This window comes from Pseudomonas sp. FG36, from assembly GCF_057809275.1.
In genome coordinates, this window is sequence record NZ_JBMDJQ010000008.1 from 1 (window position 1) to 23,063 (window position 23,063).

At 63.4% G+C, this 23,063-nt stretch carries 19 protein-coding genes and 1 pseudogene; 13 read left to right on the forward strand and 7 right to left on the reverse strand.

Annotation, left to right across the window (positions count from 1 at the left end; genetic code table 11):
- Window positions 1-111 precede the first annotated feature (111 nt).
- Window positions 112-546 (reverse strand): DUF1294 domain-containing protein, encoded by a 435-nt coding sequence (locus ACODS9_RS08490; protein WP_489093696.1) that lies wholly within the window; start codon window positions 544-546, stop codon window positions 112-114.
- Window positions 539-1,369: an undecaprenyl-diphosphate phosphatase gene (locus tag ACODS9_RS08495; protein WP_489093697.1), complete on the reverse strand. Its 831-nt coding sequence runs from the start codon at window positions 1,367-1,369 to the stop codon at window positions 539-541. Before ACODS9_RS08495 ends, ACODS9_RS08490 begins: the two co-directional genes overlap by 8 nt.
- Window positions 1,370-1,759: 390 nt before the next feature.
- On the opposite strand from ACODS9_RS08495, the pseudogene ACODS9_RS08500 reads away from it, so the two are divergent.
- From ACODS9_RS08500 to ACODS9_RS08510, 3 genes and pseudogenes are all read left to right on the forward strand, one after another.
- Window positions 1,760-2,431 (forward strand): annotated as a pseudogene (locus ACODS9_RS08500) (cache domain-containing protein); the annotation flags it as partial.
- A gap of 138 nt (window positions 2,432-2,569) precedes the next feature.
- Window positions 2,570-3,304 carry a methyl-accepting chemotaxis protein gene (locus tag ACODS9_RS08505; RefSeq protein WP_411829637.1) on the forward strand — a complete coding sequence of 245 codons (735 nt, stop codon included), beginning with the start codon at window positions 2,570-2,572 and terminating at the stop codon, window positions 3,302-3,304.
- An 82-nt stretch (window positions 3,305-3,386) separates the two neighbouring features.
- Window positions 3,387-5,063: a DUF2599 domain-containing protein gene (locus ACODS9_RS08510; protein ID WP_489093698.1), complete on the forward strand. Its 1,677-nt coding sequence runs from the start codon at window positions 3,387-3,389 to the stop codon at window positions 5,061-5,063.
- Between the two features lie 81 nt (window positions 5,064-5,144).
- Here the strand turns inward: ACODS9_RS08510 and ACODS9_RS08515 are convergent, their stop codons facing one another.
- Entirely contained in the window at window positions 5,145-6,404 is a 1,260-nt protein-coding gene (locus tag ACODS9_RS08515) for a DUF2599 domain-containing protein (protein WP_489093699.1), read from the reverse strand.
- Between the two features lie 206 nt (window positions 6,405-6,610).
- Between ACODS9_RS08515 and pnuC the strand changes: the two genes are divergently transcribed.
- The 9 genes from pnuC (at window position 6,611) to ACODS9_RS08560 (ending at window position 15,573) form a co-directional block, all read left to right on the forward strand.
- Window positions 6,611-7,177: a nicotinamide riboside transporter PnuC gene (gene pnuC, locus ACODS9_RS08520; protein ID WP_263160259.1), complete on the forward strand. Its 567-nt coding sequence runs from the start codon at window positions 6,611-6,613 to the stop codon at window positions 7,175-7,177.
- Window positions 7,174-7,725: an AAA family ATPase gene (locus tag ACODS9_RS08525; RefSeq protein WP_367858651.1), complete on the forward strand. Its 552-nt coding sequence runs from the start codon at window positions 7,174-7,176 to the stop codon at window positions 7,723-7,725. Before pnuC ends, ACODS9_RS08525 begins: the two co-directional genes overlap by 4 nt.
- A 298-nt stretch (window positions 7,726-8,023) precedes the next feature.
- On the forward strand, window positions 8,024-8,467 hold the full coding sequence (gene fapA, locus ACODS9_RS08530; protein ID WP_023630131.1) for a hypothetical protein: 444 nt from the start codon (window positions 8,024-8,026) through the stop codon (window positions 8,465-8,467).
- Between the two features lies 1 nt (window position 8,468).
- Entirely contained in the window at window positions 8,469-9,041 is a 573-nt protein-coding gene (gene fapB, locus ACODS9_RS08535; protein ID WP_102682455.1) for a fibril amyloid subunit FapB, read from the forward strand.
- Window positions 9,042-9,090: 49 nt separating this feature from the next.
- Complete coding sequence (locus tag ACODS9_RS08540; RefSeq protein ID WP_401110484.1) at window positions 9,091-10,407, forward strand: heme utilization protein; 1,317 nt, start codon at window positions 9,091-9,093, stop codon at window positions 10,405-10,407.
- 62 nt (window positions 10,408-10,469) lie between these two features.
- Window positions 10,470-11,150, forward strand: a complete 681-nt coding sequence (locus tag ACODS9_RS08545; protein ID WP_023630128.1) for a C39 family peptidase — start codon at window positions 10,470-10,472, stop codon at window positions 11,148-11,150.
- A 33-nt stretch (window positions 11,151-11,183) separates the two neighbouring features.
- Window positions 11,184-11,924 carry a fibril amyloid subunit FapE gene (gene fapE, locus ACODS9_RS08550; protein WP_023630127.1) on the forward strand — a complete coding sequence of 247 codons (741 nt, stop codon included), beginning with the start codon at window positions 11,184-11,186 and terminating at the stop codon, window positions 11,922-11,924.
- Window positions 11,925-11,970: 46 nt separating this feature from the next.
- Window positions 11,971-13,251: a fibril amyloid transporter FapF gene (gene fapF / locus ACODS9_RS08555; protein ID WP_489093700.1), complete on the forward strand. Its 1,281-nt coding sequence runs from the start codon at window positions 11,971-11,973 to the stop codon at window positions 13,249-13,251.
- Between the two features lie 126 nt (window positions 13,252-13,377).
- Window positions 13,378-15,573, forward strand: coding sequence for an LTA synthase family protein (locus ACODS9_RS08560; protein WP_489093701.1), 2,196 nt, complete (start codon window positions 13,378-13,380; stop codon window positions 15,571-15,573).
- A gap of 26 nt (window positions 15,574-15,599) precedes the next feature.
- Here the strand turns inward: ACODS9_RS08560 and ACODS9_RS08565 are convergent, their stop codons facing one another.
- Window positions 15,600-16,925 (reverse strand): sigma-54 dependent transcriptional regulator, encoded by a 1,326-nt coding sequence (locus ACODS9_RS08565; protein WP_401110474.1) that lies wholly within the window; start codon window positions 16,923-16,925, stop codon window positions 15,600-15,602.
- 333 nt (window positions 16,926-17,258) lie between these two features.
- On the opposite strand from ACODS9_RS08565, the gene ACODS9_RS08570 reads away from it, so the two are divergent.
- Window positions 17,259-17,525 (forward strand): hypothetical protein, encoded by a 267-nt coding sequence (locus ACODS9_RS08570; protein WP_028690802.1) that lies wholly within the window; start codon window positions 17,259-17,261, stop codon window positions 17,523-17,525.
- A gap of 104 nt (window positions 17,526-17,629) precedes the next feature.
- Here ACODS9_RS08570 and ACODS9_RS08575 read toward each other — a convergent pair whose 3' ends face one another.
- The 3 genes from ACODS9_RS08575 to cobN are packed head-to-tail and all read right to left on the reverse strand — an operon-like array spanning window position 17,630 to window position 23,063.
- Complete coding sequence (locus tag ACODS9_RS08575) at window positions 17,630-18,247, reverse strand: vWA domain-containing protein (RefSeq protein WP_401110471.1); 618 nt, start codon at window positions 18,245-18,247, stop codon at window positions 17,630-17,632.
- A 53-nt stretch (window positions 18,248-18,300) separates the two neighbouring features.
- Window positions 18,301-19,299, reverse strand: a complete 999-nt coding sequence (locus tag ACODS9_RS08580; protein WP_489093702.1) for a magnesium chelatase ATPase subunit I — start codon at window positions 19,297-19,299, stop codon at window positions 18,301-18,303.
- A gap of 2 nt (window positions 19,300-19,301) precedes the next feature.
- On the reverse strand, window positions 19,302-23,063 hold the full coding sequence (gene cobN, locus ACODS9_RS08585) for a cobaltochelatase subunit CobN (RefSeq protein WP_489093703.1): 3,762 nt from the start codon (window positions 23,061-23,063) through the stop codon (window positions 19,302-19,304).

The following is a 23,063-nucleotide window of genomic DNA, read 5'->3' on the forward strand; positions in this document are numbered from 1 at the left end:
TTTGGTTCCTTTTTGATCCTTCAAAAAGGGACCCGCCGTAAGGGCGGAAAGGTGAATAAGCGTCGACATCAAAAATGAATGCGCATACAACTTTCAAAACCAAAACCAAAACTACAACCCCTGGATCAAAGCCCCCCACCGCCCCGCCAAAAACAAATAATCAACCCAGAACACCTGATGCACCAGAACAATCCCCCAACACACAACCTGATAGGAAACCTTCCGAGTCTTGTGCCGAAACACCTGCTGCGCCAGCAAAGCCCCCGGCCAGCCCCCCAGCAGCTCGCTGGCATGCAGCACCTTTTCCGGCGTACGCCAAGCCTGAGTCCGCGCCTGCTGCTTGTCCTGCCAGTACAACAACAGGCTAACCAGACTCACCACCGGATACATCGCCAACGGCAACCAACTCCCGCCACTCAACCCCATCCGCAAGCCGCCGAGTACCGGCAACAGGCACAGCACCACAAGTACCAGCCCCTTCAGACGCGCATTGCGTACACCTTCCTCGCGTCGGGGCGCACGCTGCGTACGAGCCCTCTCAACCATGCGCCGTCGACCAATCGACCCAGCCAAACTCCCAGGTCGCCAGGATCAGCAGGCCAAAGGCGATGCGATACCAGGCAAACACCGCATAGCTGTGGTTGGCGATGAACTTGAGCAGCCCGCGCACGGCAATCATGGCAAAGATGAACGACACCACGAAACCGATGGCGAACACCGGCAAATCGCCCGGCTGGAACAGATCACGGTACTTGTACCCCGAGTACACCGCCGCACCGACCATGGTGGGCATGGCCAGGAAGAACGAAAACTCGGTCGCCGCCTTGCGCGAGAGGCCGAACAGCAAGCCACCGATAATGGTCGAGCCCGAGCGCGAAGTGCCCGGAATCATCGCCAGGCACTGCACCAGGCCAATCTTCAGCGCATGAGTCCAGCGCATGTCGTCGACATGGTCGACCTCCACCCGGTGCTGACGACGCTCGGCCCACAGCATGATCACCCCACCCACCACCAGCGCGGCGGCAACGGTAATGGGGTTGAACAGGTACTCATGGATCAGGTCGGCGAACAGCACGCCCAGGATCACCGCGGGAATGAAGGCGATCAGCAGGTTGGCGGTAAAGTGCCGTGCCGGCACTTGCGTGGGCAAGCCCAATACCACGTCGAAGATCTTGCGCCGGAACTCCCACACCACCGCAAGGATGGCACCCAGCTGGATGATGATGTTGAACGCCATGGCGCGTTCGCCGCCGAAGTTGATCAGGTCGGCGACGATGATCTGGTGCCCGGTGCTCGAAATGGGCAGGAACTCCGTCAGCCCCTCGATCACGCCCAGAATGATCGCCTGCAAGGCACTCCACAAATCCATCTTTCCCCCAAGTGCGACGCTGCGCGTGGCAGGCCGCTTGTTTTGATTGACACAATTGATACCGCACGCGGCGCGTGCTTTTTACAGCGACAAGGGCCCCCAAAGCCAGCTGAAAAGGCCAGCCGCCTAAAGGTTTCATCTGGCGCGGCCGAAATCCTAGCAGAGCCTATGTTTCAAGGCTTGCGTTACCTGCAACTGAGGATGTCAAGAACGACGCATTAGCCGTTGGTCGAGTGGGGGCCCGCGACAAAGCATGCTTGGATGCCCTGGATAAAAAGAACAAGACTGGAGTAACGCATCATGAAGACCCTGAGGTCGATGTCGATCAGCCGCCGCCTGTGGCTGATCCTGCTGGTGGCCGTGGCCATGCTGCTGGTGCTGGGCCTGCTGATGCTGCGCCAGATCCATGACGGCCTGTACCAGGCCAAGGCCGAGAAAACCCGCCACGTGGTGCAGACCGCCGCCGGCGTGCTGGCCCATTACCAAGGCCTGGAGGCCGCCGGCACGCTGACCCGCGAGGCCGCACAGCAGCAAGCCCTGCAAGTGGTGCGCGGGCTGCGCTACGACCAGAACGACTATTTCTGGATCAACGACCTGCAACCGAAGATGGTCATGCACCCGGCCAACCCCAAGCTCGATGGCCAGGACCTCTCCACCATCCGAGACCCCGACGGCTTCGCCGTGTTCAACGAGATGGTCGCCCTGGCCCGCAGCCAGGGCGCGGGGCCCGTCGACTATCGCTGGCCCAAGCCCGGCGCCAGCGAGCCGGTGGCGAAAACCTCGTACATCCAGCTGTTCAAGCCCTGGGGCTGGATCATCGGCTCGGGCGTCTACATCGACGACGTGCAGGCCGAGTTCGCCAGACAGTTGCGCGATGCCTCGCTGCTGGGCCTAGGCATTGCCCTGCTGATGGCCCTGCTGGTGATGCTGATCGCCCGCAGCATCGCCCGGCCACTGCAGGAGGCCGTGCAGGCCATGGGTAACATCGCCAGTGGCGAAAGCGACCTGACCCGGCGCCTGGACACCCACGGCCGCGACGAGATCACCCAGCTCGGTGAACACTTCAACCGCTTCAACGGCAAGTTGCAGGGCGTGATCGGCCAATTGCAGGGGGCAGCCCATGCCCTGGCCGAGTCGGCCGGCCATGTGGGTGACAACGCCGGCTCCGCCCAGGCCCGCAGCGCCCAGCAATCGCTGCAGATGGATCAGGTGGCCACCGCCATCAACGAGGTTTCCTACGCGGTGCACGACGTGGCCAAGCACGCCGAGCAGGCCTCCAGCGAAATGCGCAACGCCCAGACGCAGGTTGGCCACGGCCAACAGGCGATCCACGGCAGCCTGCAACAGATCGACCGGCTCTCGGCGACCATCGACCAGGCAGTACAGGTGATCCGCGAACTGGCCAGCCACAGTACGAAGATCGGCGGCGTGCTCGAGGTGATCCGTTCAATTGCCGAGCAGACCAACCTGCTTGCCCTCAATGCCGCCATCGAGGCCGCCCGCGCCGGTGAGCAGGGGCGCGGCTTCGCCGTGGTCGCCGACGAAGTGCGCCTGCTGGCACAGCGCTCGGCGCAGTCGACCGCCGAGATCCAGACCATGATCGAGCACCTGCAGGGGCAGTCCGAAGCCGCGGTGCGGGCCATCGACACCAGCAGCGAAGCCTCGCGCCAGACCGTCGAACAGGCCCGCGAGGCCGGTAGCAGCCTGGACGCCATCAACCAGGCACTGGGCAACCTGGGTGCGCTGAATGCCTCGATCGCCAGCGCCACCTTGCAGCAGTCGCATGTGGTCGAGGAAATCAACCGCAACGTCACCGAAACCGCCGACTTGTCGCAACAGACCGCCGAAGCCGCGCGGCAGTCCAGCGACGCTGGGGTGGCGCTTGCCCGCTTGAGCGATGAACTGGAGCAGCTGTTACGCCAGTTCCGCGTGTAGGCACCGCACTGGCATTTCTGCCAGTAGACCGGCAGACCAGCTGCTCGCATGGTGACGACTTCTTTCAAGCAAGGAACTCACCATGCGACAACCCTATCTGGCGCTCGCGCTACTGCTGGGCCTGCCGGCAGCCCAGGCCGCGCCAACTATCAAGGCAGCCTACGATCCTCAGCAGACCGCCGCGCGCCTGAACCGCAATTACAACGATACCACCCACGCCTGCAAGGAACCCGATACCGGGGCGCCGCGCGGCCACTACTATTGCAGCGGCGTGACCGTCCGCATGGTCGATGACGGACCGTTCAACCCGTGGGACTACAGCCCCTATGCGGTCGATACCGGCGCCACTTCGTTCAGCTGGATTCGCAGCGACCTGAGCACCAACCGGCTGATCCGTCCGGCCGGGTTCGTGCTGCGCACGCCCATGGATGCCAGGGCGCTGGGTGCACCGGTGATGGAGACCGGCTTCACCTGCATCTACAGCTTCGACGGTTTTACCGGCCCGGAGCGCAAATGGTATGGCTGCGGCGTGTTCGGCAAAGAAAACCTGCCGGCCAATCACCAGGCCAACTCTGCCACCGTGCCAGCTAACCGCAACGCTGCCCTGGCCTGGGGTTCGTGCGATAGCCTGGACGTGAATGATGCCAAGGGGTGGCGCAAGAACTGGTCGGGCGTCAGGCCCACCCTGCTCAATCAGATGAACCGTATCCAGGTCCGTCAGTGCTCATGGAACGCCGAACAGCCAGGCGACTGGCAGGCGATGATCGACGTCCACCAGAACCCCGGCACCCAATTCAAGGACAACTTCGCCCGCAAGGAGCTGCTCAACGAGCTCCTGCTGCGCAATGCCACCGACACCAGCGACGGCAGCCCCCGCCTGCCCTACATCGATGCCTTCGTCTGGGACCCCAACAGCACCTATGTCGCCAACACCCGCGGTGATACCCGGCAGGCTCGCCCCACGGTAGGGCTCAAGCCTGCACAATCGTTCCAGGCCAAGCTCTACGCGCAAGGTTATGCCGTGCCGATTCTGCGCATGGACTTCAAGAAGCCCGCGGCCGAGCGTTTCAGCTACGTTGCCGAAGACCAGGTGATCCCGCTGCCGCAGGCCAAGCCTCAAACCAGCCCAGTGGCCCAGGATATCGACAGCATTGTCTCGGCCAGCTGGGAGAAGCGGCTCGACCCTGGCATGCAACGCGACGAGTTGACGCTCAGGGTGGAGCTCAGGCCAGGGCTCAAGGTCGACAACAGCAATGTGCAGGCGGTCTACCAGGCGCTGGAAAACCGTTATGGCGACGATGAGCGGTGGATTCGCAACGAGATCTACCCGGGCAGCATGCGCGCGCAGGTCCAATGCCTGGTGAGCAACTACCCGGGCAAGCACGAGTGGAACCTGGAGCCATTCCGGCCGACCGCTAACGCTGCCGGGATGAAAAACGCCAGATGCAACCCCTACAGCAGGCTGATCGACAAGACCGAGTGGTCGGCGCTAACCGACAGCAAGACCGGTAAAGCCTTCAACGGCCTGCAGGTCATCCCGACCGATGCCGGGCGAGCCGCCGCCCCGGAACTGCTCTATGCCGAACTCTACCGCCAGCAGGGCTATGATGAACGCTGGGAGGAAGGGGCGCCGGAAAGCATGCGTCGGCAGTTGGCCTGCCTGCATAAAAACTACAACCAGAAAAAGGACTGGAACCTCGAACCCTTCCGCAAGGCTGCCTCGCAAGCTCAGACAGAAGCGGCAAAGTGCAATCCTTGACGCCACTGTTGACCAGCAGAAATGAAAACGGCCCGCCTGTAACCGTAGGCCGATTTCATTGCGCGAGATGCTGCATGCCCCTCAATAGGGATTGCACTCCATTTTCTCGGCTGTCTCATGGTCGACATAAGGACGCGCCGGCTCCAGGTTCCACTCAGGTTTGTAGCGTACTGGCTTTTTATGGCCCTCCTTGTCCTTGACCACCAGAGTCAAGTGACAGACCATTTGTCGGCGCATGGAGCCGCCATTTTCGCTGTATTGGCGCCACTGCTCGTCATCTTTGTGCTTATTGTACAACTCGGCCCACATTCGATCAGTCTGGTCTTCTCGAATACCTCGGCCGCAGTCGGTAGGCACCACTTGCAGCGACCAGGTGTCCTTACCTAGTTTTGGGTCGTTGCGGTGGAACCACGTGCTGGACTCAATGTACGTGTCGCAATACTTGACAACGGGAGGTGTCGGGCTCATGCATGAAAACCTGGCCTTGGCGTTTGGGGTTTTGGGGAAGTCAATCTTGACGATATTGCGATCCTTCCCCGTCTTTGCCTTGTAGTCCGCAGCGTTTTTCTTCGCGTCTTCCAGGCCACGTGGCTCGCTGTAGAAAAAGGCCAGTATCGGCAACTTATCGGTTTCCGGATTGCCGAGCCGCAACTCGGTCTGTGTCTGAAACTCACGACTGTTGATGGCCTGCCGAGCCTTGATGAACTGCTTGAACGCATCGGTGCGCATCTTATTGTCCTTGTCCTTGTCCTTGGAGCTGACCCTCATGTTGAAGCCGCATTGCCGCTGGTCCTGTTTACGGTCGCCCTGATACTTTTTAAACAACGCCACCCAAGCTTCGGCGTTTTTCACGGGTGGCAGCATGTCTTGGCAGACCGGTTCGCTTGTCGATTTGGTCAGTTTGTTGTCGCCACAGCCTTTGTCATCACGAGTGTCGGTCCAGGCATCGTTGGGAAAAGCGCAATACACGTGGACGGGAGTCTCCGGCTTCTCGACCTTGCCGAACGGCGCAATCAGATAACCATTGTTGGTTTTCAGTCCAGGGCCCTCATAACTGATTCCGTCGGCGCGCATCCACGAGGCGGCGAAGGTGCCTTTTTCCACGGCTTTAGGGCTGGGATTCCAGACATCGTACTTGCCGTCTGGCGAGCGATGGGTGCCCCTGATCAGCAGTCCCGAACAGTTTGACGCCGGCCCCAAGCCGCAGCTGTCGACGGTGTTGTTATATAGCGACTCGACTGTTTTCAAGGTCTCAGCGCACGACTCGGCACTGGCGGCCACCGGTTGCAACAGCACTGGAAGCACCAGGCACGGTAGCAGTTTATCGAATGTTGTTTTCATCACCCCTCCATCGAATCCATGATTGAGCGTACGGCACGCATGCGCCACGGTACGGCTTAGCCATACCTACAGGGCGAGCCTGCCAGCTCTCATCGGCAGGCGAAACTGACAAGAATGCCAGGTCGAAGGTAGGCACAAGTTGAGTGGCACACCACGTGCTAAGCGGTACAATCCCCACCTTTCCCCTACCCGTCCAAGGATCGCCGATGTCCGGCCTCGAACTCTTCGCCGCCGCGCTCGGCGTCATCGCCGTCTGGCTCACCGTCAAGCAGAACCCCTGGTGCTGGCCGATCGGGCTGGTGATGGTGGTGCTGTACAGCTGGATCTTCTACGAGGTGAAGCTGTACTCGGACATGCTCCTGCAACTGGTCTATGCCGTGCTGCAACTGTACGGCTGGTGGCAATGGACCCGCCCGGACCGGGTCGAGGACGCCCGCCAGGTGACCAGCCTGGCACCCGTGACGATGCTCAAGGGCCTGGCGATCGGCCTGCTGGCCAGCCTGCTGCTGGGCGCCGCCATGGCCCACTGGACCGACGCCGCCCAGCCCTGGCTCGACGCCGCGCTTACCGGCTTCAGCCTGGTGGCCCAGCTATGGATGGCCCAGAAGCGCCTGCAGTGCTGGGCGCTGTGGGTGGTGGTGGATGTGGTCTTCGTCGGGCTGTTCCTCTACAAAGGCCTCTACCTCACCGCCGCGTTGTATGCCCTGTTCACCCTGATCGCCGTGCGCGGCTGGCTGGAGTGGCGCCGCGACCCGGCGCTGGCCAGCGCATGAAGGTCCTGGTGCTGTGCGGCCCGGAATCCAGTGGCAAGAGCTGGCTGAGCGGCGAGATCCAGGCGCATTTCGGTGGCGTGCTGGTCGGTGAGTACGTCCGCCACTTCATGGAGCGCGAGCAGCGCGATACCTGCTACGCCGATATCCCTACCATTGCCCGTGGCCAACTCGCCTGGGAAGACCAGGGCCGGGCGCAGGCACCGGAATTGCTGATCCTCGACACCCACCTGCTGAGCAATATCCTGTGGAGCCGGGCACTGTTCGGCGATTGCCCCGAGTGGCTGGAACAGGCCATCCAGGCGCGCCATTACGACCTGCACCTGCTGCTGCGCCCCGAGGGCGTCGAATGGGTCGGGGACGGGCTGCGCTGCCAGCCACGGCTGGAAGAGCGCCAGGTGTTCTTCGACGACAGCCTGGCCTGGTTGCAACGCCACCGACAGAACGTGCAGGTGATCGATGGCGACTGGTCGCAACGCAGCGCCAAGGTGTTGAGCGTTGTACAGCGCCTGCTGGACGGCAAATCCCCCACCTGCCCCACCGAATGTTAAGCCGCTGATACACCCTGTGGGGCCATGGCCCCCGGATTTGCGCGTATTGCGCCAGATCCGGGGGTAGTGTCACACCCGTGAAACACCCTCGACGAAAACCTGACAGCGCCCGCCGTCATGGGGTCCAGCAGCCGTTGCCCCGGCACTCTGTCTCAGCGCTGATACAACGATCCTTTGACGCGCCGGCACTAGCCCCACAACTACCTGATTCGAAAGCAATAACAAAAACCGGCACAGCTTCTGCTCTCCTTCTGGCAACGCGGCCCAGGCCCAACACGCCGAAGAAGGAATTGCCATCGTGGGGAAACTTGATAAAGGCAACGTCTGTCGTCTCCTGCTGATCGGATGCGCACTGGGTTCCAGCTTCAGCCTGCCCACCTGGGCTGACAACGGCATCGTCGTCATCACCCGCGACGTGCAGACCCGCAGCGCCATACGAGCGCCGATCATCCCTGATCCTAGTCCGGTCACCGTCAATACCAACCCGTCCGCCCACATCCTCAGGCAGACCAGTGAGCTTAGCGATGGTGACTTCGCCAACATCACCAGCGGCGCCGGCATCAACTCGCTGATTACCCAGCAGACCAACACCATCGGCAGCAACATCGGCAACCAGACACAGTTGCCCAATATCGCAGGTGGCCGTGGCTCGGGTTCGGGCGGCAATGGCATAGCCAACATGGTCAACTCGAACGTCCAGCAAGGCCTGGGCGCGCTGAAGATCCTCAGTGGAGGCCAGTGACATGAGGCATACGCTGCTGCTCCTGGCCACGTTGTGCAGTGCGCCGACCTTTGCCCAATCCCCCGTGATCAACAACGCCACCATTGACAGCTCGGGGGCGCAATACCAGGGCAACCTGGGCGTCAACCAGGCGGCCGGCGATCAACAGCAACAGGTCAATGCCCGCGCCATCGCCATCGGCCATGACGCCAACGCCAGCACCCAGATCCACCAGCGGCTGCGCACCGGGTCCGACCCGGCGATCGATGCCCAGGCCAATATCCAGGGCACAGCCTTCAGCCACGGCAACGGCATCCTGGGGGTCAACCAGAGCGCCGGCGCGAGCAACCAGCAAGCCAACGCACTGCGCATCAGTGTCAGTGCACAACCGCAAAGCATCGACGACAGCGTCCTTCTGCAACAGAACGTGGCGCTGGTCAACAACTCGGATTCAACTGCCCAGACACCCGGCCATCGCCAGGTCAGCACCAGCGACCAGGCATTCACCGGTAGCCGTGGCGTGGTTCAGTTGAATCAGAGTGCAGGGGTGGGAAACCGCACGGCCAACACCCTGAGCATCCGGGTCGCGAACTGACCCAAACAGGTAACAACACTTAACCTAAAACAAAGTACGGAGAACCACCATGAAACCCTCGATGGCACTCAAGCCTCTGGTTTTCGCAATTGCTGCGATCATGGCTGTGGCTGTACAAGCTGGGCAGAATGATCCACGTGGCGGCCACAACAATGGCCATAACAACGGCCACAACAACGGTCATCACACCCCTCCTCCTACCAAGATCCCGGTATATGCAACCGCCAATGCCTGGGACAAGCAAAGCAGCACCAACAACCGTATCAGCAATGAAGGCACCGTGAACGAAGCCGAAATGAGCAGCTCGGCCTCTGGCACCAGCGGCAACGTCGGTGTCAACGTCGCGGCAGGCGCCGGCAACCAGCAGGACAACGCCGCCGCCATCGCCAACGCCGGCGCCGATTCGAGCCTGGACAACAGCTTCGTGTTCGGCTCCGCCTCGGCCACCGCCGACGTACGTCAGTACAGCAACAACAACAAGGTCAACAACTACGGCACCACCAACTCCGGCATCATGAGCGGCTCGGGCAACAACGGCAGCGGCAACATGGGCATCAACATTGCCGGTGGCGACCTGAACCAGCAGAAAAACACCATGGCCATTGCCAACTCCAATGCACCACTGGGTAATGCCACCGCCACCGCCTCTGCCGACCAGAATGGCCCTGGCCTGGTAGTGAACAACAGCGCCGACCGCACCTATCGGGTCGATACGCTGACCTTCACCACCACGAAAAGTGGCAGTGCTTCGTACGACAAGGACTCCAGCTATAGCAAAGACAGCAGCGCCTCGTCGAGCTGGGACGCCGCCGGCTCCAACAGCTGGAACGCCAGTGGCTCCAACAGCTCCAGCGCCAGTGGTTCGCGTAGCCATGATTCGAGCTCCTCGGCAAGCGGTTCTCTGAACGCTTCGCTGGATGCCTCGGCAAGCGGCAGTGTGACCCAGACCCAGGACTTCGGCCGCCACGAGCGCAGCCGCACCGACTCGTTCGATGCATCGCTGACCGCCTCGATCGACGCGTCGTATGACAAATCGCATGAGAAGTCTTCCAGCTCCTCGTACGAGAAAGCACGCGACTCTGCGTTCGAGAAAGCCTACGACTCCTCCTATGAGAAGTCGGGCAGCGCCTCCAACGAATCGTCGAAGTCCGGCTCGAAGAGCTACAGCGAGTCCAGCTCGTACGACCTGAGCAACACCGTGTCGTTCCAGGTGCTGACCCCTACCGGTTGGGCCAACCCTGTGACCAACACCGCAACCCTGAGTGGCTCGGTGAACGGTGGCAGCGGCAACCTCGGCGTCAACGTCGCCGCCGGTGTGGGCAACCAGCAGAGCAACTCGCTGGCCATCTCCAACACCTCGTTCTGAGCGCTGTAACCGTAAGGCCCCCTTCGGGGGGCCTTTCTTCAACAGGACCAGGGGGCAAGACCATGCGGATGATCGCCTTGGCGTTTTTGCTGTGCATGGCCAGTTACAGCGAAGCGGCGCAGATGCCGCTTTCGGTTTTGCCGGGGGGCGCGGTGATCTACAAGCCCATCCAGAGCATCCGTGAGCGCAAGTTCGCCGACCTGGTGCAACAGAAGACCGATTTCAGTTGCGGCGCCGCAGCGCTGGCAACCATCCTGCGCCAGGCCTACTGGCTGGACGTGGACGAACAACACATCATCGAAGGCATGCTCGCCCACGCCGACCAGGACCTGGTGCGAGTGCAGGGCTTCTCCATGCTCGACATGAAACGCTACGTGGAAAGCCTGGGCATGCGCGCCCGCGGCTACCGAGTCGCGGCCGACACCCTCACCAGCGTGCGCATTCCCGTGGTGGTACTGATGGACATCCGTGGCTACAAGCACTTCGTGGTCATGCAGCGCGTCGACAAGGGCTGGGTGTACATCGGCGATCCAGTGCTCGGCCACAAACGCTACAAGGTCGAAGATTTTCTCAAAGGCTGGAACGGCATCATCTTCGCCGTGATCGGCCAGGGTTACGACAAGAACAATGCCTTGCTCGACCCACCTCTGCCGCTGAGCGCCAAGGGCCGCATCAACAATTTCACCCCGGTCAAAGACGCCGAACTGATGGACTTCGGTTTCATCCGCAGCGACTTCTTCTAATGACAATTGAGCAAGACGCTCCGGGAGCATCCCATGAAGACCCCAGCATGGCTCACCCTGATCTGCCTCGCCGCCGCACTGCCGGCCCAGGCAGAGACGTTCAAACCCATTGAACTGAAGGACCAGGAGTTGGCGAACTTGCGCGGCCGCTATGTGCTGCCGGGGCGGATCATCAGTTTCGGCGTGGTCATGACCAGCACCTGGCAAAACGCCAACGGCGATGTGATCGGGGCCAAGACGTCGATGCAGGTACAGCAGTCGACCATCAAGCCGCAGTTCTATGTCTCCATGATCGACGAGAAAGGCACGGGCTCGAGCGGCGCCAAAGGTGGGACGGGCACCGTCACCGGTGGTGGTGGCCTGGACAGCACTGTCGGCGTAACTCAGGTCGTGCGTGCCGCTGGCGACAACAACACGGCCTACAACAACGTCGACATCAACGTCACCAAGGCCAACCAGGCGCCCGACGTACCGCAGCAGGGCCAGGCACTCGCCACAGGCTCGACACTGGTCGGCAGCAACGCCGCGGGGTCCATGAGCGTTTCCGCGAATGGTACGGGCGTACAACTCAATGTCATGGCCAACAACAACCAGGGCAGTACCCTGCAGCAGATCGCCCAGGGCGGGCTGATGCAGAACGCCACCTTGCTGGGCAACGGCAACCAGGTCAGCAACCTGACCTCCCTCAACGTCGTGCTGCGCGACAACGTGCCTGCTGCGGCGCTTAACGGCAATCTTGACCAGCTCAAAGGTCTTCGCGCGCTCGGATACTGATCTACGCTGACTCTCATCGTATGTAGTCTGAAGGGACGGCTAACTCATGCAACGATCGTTGACGCTCAAAGCTGTAGTCTGTCTGAGTACCTTGACCCCGGCCACACTGCTGTATGCGGCTCCGGACCCTCAGGTCGAGGCGCTGAAGCAGGAGCTGCGGGAACTGAAACAGCGCTATGAAGCCCAGCAGAACGCCTTGATGGTGCTTGAGCAGCGTGTGCGTCAAGTCGAGGAAACCCCTGCCGCACCGCCCCCAAAGCGGCTGACCAAGTCACCTTCGACACCGGCCAAGGGCGCCCAGACCGTGGCCTCCGGCGCCCCGGGCAGCAGCGGCAGCTCCTATGGCCAGTCGCTCAAGGACGATTCGGAGCCGGCGCAAAGCGTTTCCAACCTGTATGACGAAGCCAGCGGCTTCTTCGGTGGCGGCAAGTTCAGTGTTGAAACCGGCCTAACGTATACGCACTACGATACCCGTGCGCTGACCCTCAACGGCTTCCTCGCGCTCGATTCGATCTTCCTCGGCAATATCAACCTGGACCGTATCAAGGCGGACAACTGGACCCTGGACCTGACCGCCCGTTACAACATGGACCAACGTTGGCAGTTCGATATAAACGTGCCAATCGTTTATCGCGAATCGACCTATTCTTCCGGTGGTGTGGGCGGTGCCGGGCCGGTCACCTCCGACGCCACCGTCACCCGTGACCCTGCCATCGGCGATGTCAACGTCGGGATCGCCTACAAATTCCTCGACGAATCGGAAAACCTTCCCGACGCCGTGCTCACCCTGCGGGTGAAAGCACCCACCGGCAAGGATCCGTACGGCATCAAGCTGGTCGAGGACCCGACGAACAACAACCTTTCGGTACCCGAGAGCCTCCCCACCGGCAACGGTGTCTGGGCGATCACGCCGGGCATCTCGCTGGTCAAGACGTTCGACCCTGCCGTGCTGTTCGCCAGCCTGTCCTACACCTACAACATGCAAGACTCGTTCAGCGACATCAGCCCACAGGTCAACTCCAAGGTCAAAGGGGACGTCAAGCTGGGCGACTCCTGGCAGATCGGCGGCGGCATCGCCTTCGCCCTGAACGAGCGGATGAGCATGTCGTTCTCGGTCACCGACCAGTTCGCCAGCAAAAGCAAGATCAAGCCCGACGGCGGCGACTGGCAGTCGATCACCAACAGCGACTACAACGCCGCCAACTTCAACGTCGGCCTGACCTTCGCTGCCACCGACAACCTGACCATCGTGCCCAACCTGTCCATCGGTCTCACCGAAGACGCGCCAGACTTCTCGTTCAGCCTGAAATTCCCCTACTACTTCTGACCGCACCGGGCCCGCGCAAGGGCCCGGCATTTGGTTACCGGTTTTGTAGCGCCCGACTTTCCCGACACCAGCCTGTTATCATCCGGCACACTTTTGTGACGATTTAATGGCATTAAGGAAAGTTTCGTGAACAACCTGCTCGGTCACCCTCGCGCCCGCCTTGCCAGCCTGGCAATCCTGCTGCTGGTGATACCCCTGACCGCGCGCACCCTGCTGGGCTGGTCCAACCCCTTCGGCTACCTGTCCGACCTCGCCATCGGCAGCCTTTTGGTTCTGCTCCTGCAGCGGCGCCCCTGGTGGCTGGCCCTGCCGCTGCTGTTGGCCTGGGGCGGCCTGTGGGTGGCGTCCGCCGAGCTGGTCAGCGCCGTCGGCAGGCTGCCCACGGTCGACGACCTGACCTACCTGATCGACCCGCAGTTCATGGAGAACTCCACCGGCGGCGGGCTGGCCCATGCCTGGCTCCCCGCCCTGCTGGTCGCCGGCCTTGGCGCCTGGCTGGCGAGTGTATGGCGATCGCCTGCCGGCGCGTCATTGCCACGGCGACTCTGGGCCGTGCCCCTGGCGCTGTTCGGCCTGCACTGGGGCGGCCAGCAGCTGGCGCCTTCGGACGCTGACCAATGGCGCCAATACGGCCTCACCCATCAGGCGCTGTCGACGGCGGTGGCCAAGGTCCAGCATCAGGCCTTGAGCCGTATGGGTCGGATACCGGCGGTCACGGCGCTGTCCAGCGCAGGCCTGACCCAGTCCGATCTCAATGGCGTCAAGCTGCTCGACGCCCCAGGCAAGGCGCGCAACCTGCTGATCATCACCGTCGAGGGCATCCCCGGCGCTTACCTGCGCCCCAACCGCGAGGCACTGGGCAGCCACTACCAGCAGGACCTGATGCCCCGTCTCAGCCAGTGGGCCGAGCGCGGCATGAACACCCCCGACTATGTATTGCACGCACACCAGACCATTCGCGGCCTGTACGCGATGCTCTGCGGCGACTACGACAAGCTGGCCAACGGCACGCCCAAGGGGGTCGAGTTGCTGACCCAGCAGCAACGCAACCAGGCCTGCCTGCCGGCCCAGCTGCGCGAGGCCGGCTTCGCCACCCATTTCCTGCAAGGCGCCGGGCTGCGCTTCATGGCCAAGGACCGGATCATGCCGCACATCGGCTTCGACACGGTGCATGGCCTGGAGTGGTTCGCCAACGACAACTACCTGGAATTCCCCTGGGGCAAGGACGACCGCGCCTTCTTCGAAGGTGCGCTCGACTACGTCGGCGAGCTGCGCAAGCAGCCGCAGCCCTGGATGCTCACCCTGCTCACGGTCGGCACCCACCAGCCCTACTCGGCGCCGGAGGCCTATCTGCAACGCTTCGACACACCCAAACAGGCTGCGGTGGCTTACCTCGACGATGCCCTGGGCAGCTTCCTCGACGGTCTTGAGCGCCAGGGCGTGCTGGAAGACACCCTGGTGATCGTCACCTCCGACGAATCCCACGGCATCGATGGCGTGCGCCTGGCCTCGGCCTGGGGCTTCAACCTCACGCTCGCACCGGAGCAGGCCCAACTGCCCAGGCTCAAGCAGGGCACCTACGGCCACGTCGACCTGAGCACCTCCCTGCTCGATTATTTCGCCCTGCCGATCCCGGCGGCCTTGGCCGGTCGCTCGCTATACCGCGACTACGACAGTGGTCGGGAGATGATTTCCTTCACCAATGGCATGCTGCGCTACCACGACGGCCAGGGCACCCTCAGCGAGTGCGATTTCCAGCAACGCTGCCGGCGCTATGCAAGCCCCGGTTTCATTGCCGACCAGGCCAAATTCGTCGGCCGCGGGGACGACAGTCTGGGGCCGCAGATCGGCCTGCTGGCCGCCAACCTCGACCAGTCGTTGCTGCAGACTCCGCTCAACCTGCGCTACCAGTTCGGCGGTCCCTCACCTATCGCCCTGGCCGAACGCATCAACAATGATTGGACGGACAACCTGATCGGCGCGCAATACCTGGAGATGCCCGAAGGCACCCGCACCCGGGTACGTCTCAAGGTACGAGCGCTGGACCCTCGCCACGTCGCGTACATCCAGCTCAAGACCAAGGAGATGGAACAGGAGGTGCAGCTTGGCTTCCACGAGGAAATGCGGGTAACAGCTGACGAGCCACTGGAAATGCAGTTCGACTTCGACAACCCCACGGTGCGCAAGGCATTTTCCTTCCACTTGCTGGGGTATGGCGACGGCGAGGTGGAGATCAGTGACTTCAGCGTGATCACCACCCTGCCCGACGAGCCGGAGACGGTGGAGGAACTGGCGGACGGTCATCTTGCCCAGTCGAGCTGAGGCCCCTCGATCGGGAGCGTGATCGATCAACGAATCTGGTGCTTGTGCAACAACCTGTAGAACGTCGGCCGCGACACACCCAGCACCTTGGCCGCGATACTCAGGTTGTCGCTATGTCGGTTCAGCACATCGCACAACGCCTGCCGCTCGGCGCGATGCTTGTAGTCCTCGAGCGTGCCCAGCGGCTGGTCCTGCTCCTGCAGGTCCTGCAGTCCCAGGTCCTGGGCCTCGATCTGCCGTCCCTCGGCCAGCACCAGGCCACGCCGCACTCGGTTGGCCAACTCGCGTACATTGCCAGGCCACTCGTGCCGGCCCATGGCCGCCAGCGCACCGTCGCTGAACGAGCGTGGCCGCCTGCCCGTCTCGGCGCTGTAGAACTGCGAGAAATGGCTGGCCAGCATCGACAGGTCGCCATGCCGGTCACGCAGCGGCGCGGTCACCACTTGCAGGACATTCAGGCGGTAGTACAAGTCTTCACGAAATCGCGCCAAGGCAATGGCTTTTTCCAGGTCCACATGGGTGGCCGCCAGAACCCTGACGTCGACCGCGATGGGCTGATTACCGCCCACCCGTTCGATGTGCTTTTCCTGAAGAAAGCGCAGCAGATTGGCTTGTAACTCCAAGGGCAGGTCACCGATCTCGTCGAGGAACAAGGTACCGCCATTGGCCGCTTCGATGCGCCCCACCTTGCGCTGGTGGGCCCCGGTGAAGGCGCCCTTTTCATGGCCGAACAGCTCGGACTGGATCAGGTGTTCCGGGATGGCCCCGCAATTGATGGCAATGAAAGGTTTGTCCCGGCGCTGTGATTGCCGGTGCAGGGTGCGCGCCACCAGTTCCTTGCCGGTTCCGCTTTCACCACGGATCAGCACTGGCGACTCGGTCGGCGCCAGCTTGCCGAGCAACTTGCGCAACTCGCGGATTGGCCGGCTTTCGCCCAGCAGCTCGTGTTCAGGCTCATCGACCCGCACCGTGCCCTTGCCGCGCAGGCGTGCCATGCCAAAGGCACGGCCCAGGGTGACCTGCACCCGGGAGACATCGAACGGCAGCGTATGGAAGTCAAAAAACCACTCGCAGACGAAATCACCGACATTCTGCAGGCGCAGTTCCTCGGCGCTGAGCACGGCGATCCATTCGGTATTGCTGCGTTTAATCAGGTCCTTGACCGCTTCGGGGTGCAGCAGGTGCGAGGCTTGCAAGCGCACCAGGCCAACATCGCAGGGTTGCTCCAGCGCCGCCTCGAGCGTGCAACTTCGAACATCCCAGCCGACACTGCGCAAGCCCGGCAACAGGCGGTGGCAATCGTCGCAGGGGTCGACGATCAGCAGGCGGCGGTGGGATGCAGGTTCAAGCATGACCTTTCCTTGGCGCCAGTTATTGGTTTTTTACCTATAAACAGACAGTTGCGACGCCCGAATTAACAGTAGCAATGAACTTGACGCTCCCCACTACCGTTGGTCAGCCCGAGCGTCGTGCACCCGGCGCGCTCGGGAATTATCTCAACCATTGCGCGTCTGAGGCGGGAGCGACAAGCACAGGCGAATGAATCGTCAATAAAAAATTTCAAAACCTTGTGACTTGAACCCTGACCTGGAGCATCAGTACAAATAACCCCGCGCTGTAGAGTGTTCAGGAATAACACCGCGGAACAATATTTCGCTGTTTGGGACCATGAGAGAGACCGAACCATGAATGCCCCGCTCCGTGTCAACGAAGCACTGCTGATCGCCGACCACGCCTTCGAACCCTTCCAGTGCGTAGCCTGGGATGCACCCAACGGTACCGGTGAGCTGAGCCTGGCAGTGATCGACCGGACCAGCACCCGTATCGGCAGCAAACAAGTGTCCTCGCGCGTCTATTCCGACCCTGCGCAATGGGCCAGTTTGATCGAGGAAGTGCGCGCCGAACTGTCCGGCAAAGGTTACGACCTGCAACCCTGGTCGATGCCAAAGTAACAAGGCTGCCTGTTACAAAGTGCGTGGCTGCCACGCACTTTGGCAACTTTCCCCAAATACGGGGATAACTTTTTCAATTGCGACATCCTGTCGCAGCCACCTGCTTAATTGATCACGCTGAACTGCTCGATATGCCGATACTCGGCATGCAGTTGTTCGGCAAGTTGTCGTGCGCGACCCACACGCACCGCCGCCATTTCCATATCCACCAGCAACGTGCTGCACGGTAACGGCTGCAATTGTGCTTCCTGTTGCAGGCGACCATCGGTCAGCACCAGGCAACGCTGGGTCTCCAGGGGCAGGCGCTTGCCCCGCGCCAACAACCAACGGCGCGCCTCTTCCAGCGCCGCCGGCAACGGCGTGCCGCCGCCAGCCCCCAGCGCCTGCAACCAGGGCTGCAAGGCAACCGAGGCCTTCAGGCCATGCCGTTGCCATTGCGGCTTGTCGCCACTGGCTGTGAGCAAGGCCAGGCGTGCACGCTGCCGATAGGCCTCATCGAACAATCCGGCCAGCAGGCCTTTGGCCTGGGTCAGTGCCTGGTTGCGGCGGGTGGAAGCCGATGCATCGACGATCACCAGCCAGAGCTCCGGCGCCTGGGCCTGGCGCTGTTGCCAGCACAGGTCGCGACGCAGGCGCGGTCGCCCCTTGAGCAAGGTCGCCAGCCAGGCGATGCGACCAGTCTCGGCCGCACGCGGGCGGCCCCGGGCGCTACCTGTCGTCAAATTGCCGACACGGGGCTTGGCATCCGTCGCCTGGGCAGGGCGCGAGCGGATGCTCAGGGCTTTTTTGCCCAGTTCGGTACCTCGCGGCGTGCGCCCGTCGCCACCGGCTGGGGCGGCAAGGCGCCCCAGTCACCCTGCCCACCTTGCGCTTGCGGCGGCCGAGGTGGCTCGTCCGCCGTGGCGGCCTGCGCTTGCGGTGCGTGGGCGCGACGGCGATGGCGCAAGGCAAACTCGGCAACCGCCTCCACATCCGCTTCCTCGATCACTGTATTGCCACGCCAGGCGGCGTGGGCCCGCGCCGCACGCAGCCAGACCAGGTCGGCGCGCATGCCGTCCACCCCGGCGGCAAAGCAGCGCTCGGTGATCCAGGCCAGGGCCTGGTCGTCCAGTGCGATCGACGCCAATTGCTCGCGCGCGGCCTGGCAACGCTGGCGCAGCGCGGTCTGCTGGGGCGCCCACTGGGCACAGAACGCCTGCGGGTCGCTGTCAAAAGCCAGTCGACGGCGAATGATCTGCTGCCGTGCTTCGGGCGCGGGCAGGCCCTCCAGGGCCACGTTCAGGCCAAACCGATCGAGCAGTTGCGGCCGCAGTTCGCCCTCCTCCGGGTTCATGGTGCCGATCAGCACGAACCGGGCGGCGTGCCGATGGGAGATGCCATCGCGCTCGATGCGGTTGGTACCGCTGGCTGCTACGTCCAGCAGCAGGTCCACCAAGGGGTCGGGCAGCAGGTTGACTTCGTCGACGTACAGTACGCCACCGTCCGCATGTGCCAGCACACCCGGCGAGAACCGCGCCTGGCCCTGGCTCAAAGCGGCATCGAGGTCGAGGGTGCCGACCAACCTCTCTTCGGTCGCCCCCAGCGGCAGGGTCACGAACGGACCGTCGCCCAGCAAATCGGCCAGCCCCCTTGCCAGGGTGCTCTTGGCCATGCCCCGGGGGCCTTCGATCAGCACGCCACCGATCTTCGGGTCGATCGCCGTCAGGCACAGGGCCAGCTTGAGGTCGTCGGCGCCGACCACGGCAGCCAGGGGAAATTGTACGGGTTCGCTCATGTTCAGCTGTCTTCCTCGCCGGCGAGCAACTGCTGCTCGAGGCTCTCGCGATAGTCGCCCGGTTCCTGCCACAACCCGCGCTGCTGGGCTTCCAGCAAACGCTCGGTGAGGTCGCGCAGGGCTTCGGGGTTGTGCTCGCGCATGAAATCTCGGGTGGCCGGGTCGAGCACATAGGCGTCGGCCAGGCCCTGGTAATGATGGTCGTCGATCAGGTGGGTGGTGGCGTCAAAGGCAAACAGATTGTCGACCGTCGCCGCCAGCTCGAATGCACCCTTATAGCCATGACGCTTGGCGCCGTCGATCCACTTCGGATTGAGCGCGCGAGCACGGATCACTCGGTTGAGTTCTTCCTTCAGGGTCCGCACCCGCGGCCGATCGGCCTGGCTGTGATCGCCGTGGTAGCTGGCCCGCGAGGTGCCGGCCAGGGTTTCGGCAGCCGCCAGCATGCCGCCCTGGAACTGATAGTAGTCGTTGGAGTCGAGCAGGTCGTGCTCGTGGTTGTCCTGGTTCTGCAGCACGGCCTGCACCTGCGCCAGGCGCTGGACGAACGCGGCGCGGGCCGGCGTGCCCTCGTCGCTGGCACCGTAGGCGTAGCCACCATGGTTGAGGTAGACCTCGGCCAGGTCGTCGCGGCTGTGCCACAGGCGCCCGTCGATAGCGTTCTGCACGCCGGCGCCATACGCGCCCGGCTTGGCCCCGAACACCCGCCAGCCCGCCTGCCGCGCCGCCTGCTCCAGCTCCATGCCGGTGCCGAGCAACGCTTCACGTTCGGCGCGCACCCGAGCGGCCAGGGGGTTCAGGTCATCCGGCTCGTCCAGCGCGGCCACCGCCTGCACGGCGGCGTCGAACAGGCGGATCAGGTTGCCGAAGGCGTCACGGAAGAAACCCGACACGCGCAGCGTCACATCCACCCGCGGCCGGTCGAGCAGGCTCAATGGTAGGATCTCGAAGTCGTCGACCCGCTGGCTGCCGGTGGCCCACACCGGGCGCACGCCCATCAGCGCCAGGGCCTGGGCGATATCGTCGCCGCCGGTGCGCATGGTCGCCGTGCCCCACACCGACAGGCCCAGCTGACGCAAGTGGTCGCCGTGATCCTGCAGGTGGCGCTCGAGGATCAGGTTGGCCGAGGCAAACCCCAGGCGCCAGGCCGTGGTGGTCGGCAGGTTACGCACATCGACGGTGTAGAAGTTGCGCCCGGTGGGCAGCACATCCAGGCGTCCACGGCTGGGCGCGCCACTGGGCCCGGCCGGGACGAACCGCCCGGCCAGCGCGGCCAGCAGGCCGTCGATCTCGGCGGCGCCACAGGCGTCCAGGTCCGGCGCGACCTGCTCGACCAGCGCCTGCAAGACCTCCCGCACAGGTGCCCAGCCGTCTTCATCCGGCAACGCCGCAGCCGCTTGCAATGCCTGCTCGATCAATGTCAGCGCGAGGCACTCCAGACGCTCACGGGTATCACCACAGGTGCGCCATGCGCTGTTGTCGAGTTGCAGCAGCAGGCCCGGGCGCGGCCCGTCCCAGGCCTGCCCCAAGTCGCAATCCAACGGATCGAAGCCCAACGCCAAGGCCTTGGCCAGCACGCGAATCAGGCTGGCATTGCCGCCCTTGCCATCTCCCCGCGCCACCCGCACCAGGGCCAGCAGCGTGTCGCTGCGCAGGCGCCCCTGGGGCGACTGACCGAATACATGCAGGCCATCGCGGATCTGCGACTCCTTGAGGTCACACAGGTAGGTATCCAGGCGCGGCAACCACACCGCGGCATCCTCCAACTGACCTTCAAGCTGCAGTTCGCGGTCGATGTGGTTGGCCTTGACCAGTGCGAGGATGTCGCGCTGCAACTCGTTGGCGCGACGTGGATCGAGCAACTGCGCTTCGTAGTACTCGTCGGCCAGTTGCTCCAGGTGGCGCAGCGGGCCGTAGGTCTCGGCGCGGGTCAAGGGCGGCATCAGGTGGTCGATGATCACCGCCTGGGTGCGTCGCTTGGCCTGGGCGCCCTCGCCCGGATCGTTGACGATAAATGGATAGATGTTGGGCAGCGGCCCGAGCAACGCATCCGGCCAGCATTCGGCGGACAGCCCCACGCCCTTGCCCGGCAGCCATTCCAGGTTGCCGTGCTTGCCGACATGGATCAACGCATCGGCGGCGTAGCCGTTGCGCAACCAGAAGTGAAACGCCAGGTAGCCGTGCGGCGGCACCAGGTCCGGGTCGTGGTACACGGCGCTGTGGTCCACCTGGTAGCCCCGCGCCGGCTGGATGCCGACGAAGGTCAGGCCGTAGCGCAGGCCAGCGACCATCATGCGCCCGCTGCGGAACATCGGGTCCTGCTCGGGCGGCCCCCAGCGCTCCAGCACGGCGCGCTGGTTGGCCTCGGGCAACGCGGCGAAGGCGCTGTGGTAGTCGGCCAGGGCCAGGCTCTGGGCGCAAGGGCGCTGGTCAAGGTGATCGAGGTCGTTGGTGACACCGCCCAACAACTGGTGGATCAACTCGGTGCCGCTGTCAGGCAGGCCGGCTACCGGGTAACCCTGCGCCTGCAGCGCCTTGAGGATATTCAACGCCGCGCCTGGGGTGTCGAGGCCGACACCATTGCCGATGCGCCCGTCGCGGGTCGGGTAGTTGGCCAGCACCAGGGCCACGCGCTTCTCCTGGTTGTCCAGGCGCGCCAGTGTCACCCAACGCCGCGCCAGTTCAGCGACGAAATCCATGCGTTCGGGGTGAGCGCGGTAGCAGACCACGTCGGACTGGCTGCGCTCGCTGCGCCAGGCCAGGTCCTTGAAGCTCACCGGCCGGGTGATGATGCGCCCGTCCAGCTCGGGCAAGGCGATGTGCATCGCCAGGTCGCGGGCGCCGAGGCCCTGCTCGCTCTGCTCCCAGCCGGGCTGGTTGTCCTGGGCGCAGATCGCCTGCAACACCGGCACGTCGCGACGCAGCGGGCGCAGATTGGGCTGTTCGGGGCTGGACAGGGCAAAACCTGTGGTGTTGATCACCACCTCGGCCTGCACTTCGTCGAGCCAGGCCTCGACCTGGTCCAGGCAGGCGCGCTCCTTGAGGCTGGCCACGGCGATCGGTAACGGATTCAAGCCGCAAGCCTGCAGGCGCTGGCAGAACACATCGATGAACGCGGTGTTGGCTGCCTGCAGGTGGGAGCGGTAGAACAGCAGCGGCGCCACCGGGTGCTCCGGGTGCCACTCGGCGTACCAGTCCTCGAGCCGTGCGCTGGCCTTGGCCGGGTGGTAGACCACCGTGCGCGGCAAAGGCTGCGGTTCGTCCCAGGGGTAGGCGCGCCCCAGCCACTGGCTGGCCAGGCAGTTGAACAGGTTCAGTGCATTGGCCTTGCCGCCCTGGCGCAGGTAATGCCAGAGGCGCTCGGCCTGTTCGCCGCGTACCGTGCCCAGCCCGGTCAGCTCCGGATCGGGGCGGTCGTCGCCGGGTACCAGGATCAGTTGCACGCCCCGTGCCGCCAGCTCGACCAGTTGTTCGACACCGTAGCGCCAATAACCGACGCCGCCGTGCAGCGACACCAGGATCACCTTGGCATGGCGCAGCACCTGGTCGACATACAGGTCGACCGAGGCGTGGTTCTGCACCTGCATCGGATTGGCCAGGCGCACGCTGGGGAAATCCGCCGGCAACTGCTCGGCGGTTTCGGCAAGCAGCGCCAGGTGTGAGTCACCGCTGCAGAGGATGACCAGTTCGGCGGGGGTCTGGCCGAGGTCGGCGATGCTGTCGTCCGGCACAAAGCCGCCGGGCTGGGTCCGCAGCAGGTGCAT

Excerpts from the sequence above, each read along its gene's own strand:
- ACODS9_RS08525 (WP_367858651.1), top strand. The coding sequence starts at position 7,174 with ATGAAGGTCCTGGTGCTGTGCGGCCCGGAATCCAGTGGCAAGAGCTGG.
- ACODS9_RS08540 (WP_401110484.1), top strand. The coding sequence starts at position 9,091 with ATGAAACCCTCGATGGCACTCAAGCCTCTGGTTTTCGCAATTGCTGCG.
- cobN (WP_489093703.1), bottom strand. The coding sequence starts at position 23,063 with ATGCACCTGCTGCGGACCCAGCCCGGCGGCTTTGTGCCGGACGACAGC.
- ACODS9_RS08505 (WP_411829637.1), top strand. The coding sequence starts at position 2,570 with ATGGATCAGGTGGCCACCGCCATCAACGAGGTTTCCTACGCGGTGCAC.
- ACODS9_RS08515 (WP_489093699.1), bottom strand. The coding sequence starts at position 6,404 with ATGAAAACAACATTCGATAAACTGCTACCGTGCCTGGTGCTTCCAGTG.
- ACODS9_RS08570 (WP_028690802.1), top strand. The coding sequence starts at position 17,259 with ATGAATGCCCCGCTCCGTGTCAACGAAGCACTGCTGATCGCCGACCAC.
- fapF (WP_489093700.1), top strand. The coding sequence starts at position 11,971 with ATGCAACGATCGTTGACGCTCAAAGCTGTAGTCTGTCTGAGTACCTTG.
- ACODS9_RS08490 (WP_489093696.1), bottom strand. The coding sequence starts at position 546 with ATGGTTGAGAGGGCTCGTACGCAGCGTGCGCCCCGACGCGAGGAAGGT.
- ACODS9_RS08510 (WP_489093698.1), top strand. The coding sequence starts at position 3,387 with ATGCGACAACCCTATCTGGCGCTCGCGCTACTGCTGGGCCTGCCGGCA.
- fapB (WP_102682455.1), top strand. The coding sequence starts at position 8,469 with ATGAGGCATACGCTGCTGCTCCTGGCCACGTTGTGCAGTGCGCCGACC.
- ACODS9_RS08495 (WP_489093697.1), bottom strand. The coding sequence starts at position 1,369 with ATGGATTTGTGGAGTGCCTTGCAGGCGATCATTCTGGGCGTGATCGAG.
- pnuC (WP_263160259.1), top strand. The coding sequence starts at position 6,611 with ATGTCCGGCCTCGAACTCTTCGCCGCCGCGCTCGGCGTCATCGCCGTC.
- fapE (WP_023630127.1), top strand. The coding sequence starts at position 11,184 with ATGAAGACCCCAGCATGGCTCACCCTGATCTGCCTCGCCGCCGCACTG.
- ACODS9_RS08565 (WP_401110474.1), bottom strand. The coding sequence starts at position 16,925 with ATGCTTGAACCTGCATCCCACCGCCGCCTGCTGATCGTCGACCCCTGC.
- ACODS9_RS08580 (WP_489093702.1), bottom strand. The coding sequence starts at position 19,299 with ATGAGCGAACCCGTACAATTTCCCCTGGCTGCCGTGGTCGGCGCCGAC.
- ACODS9_RS08545 (WP_023630128.1), top strand. The coding sequence starts at position 10,470 with ATGCGGATGATCGCCTTGGCGTTTTTGCTGTGCATGGCCAGTTACAGC.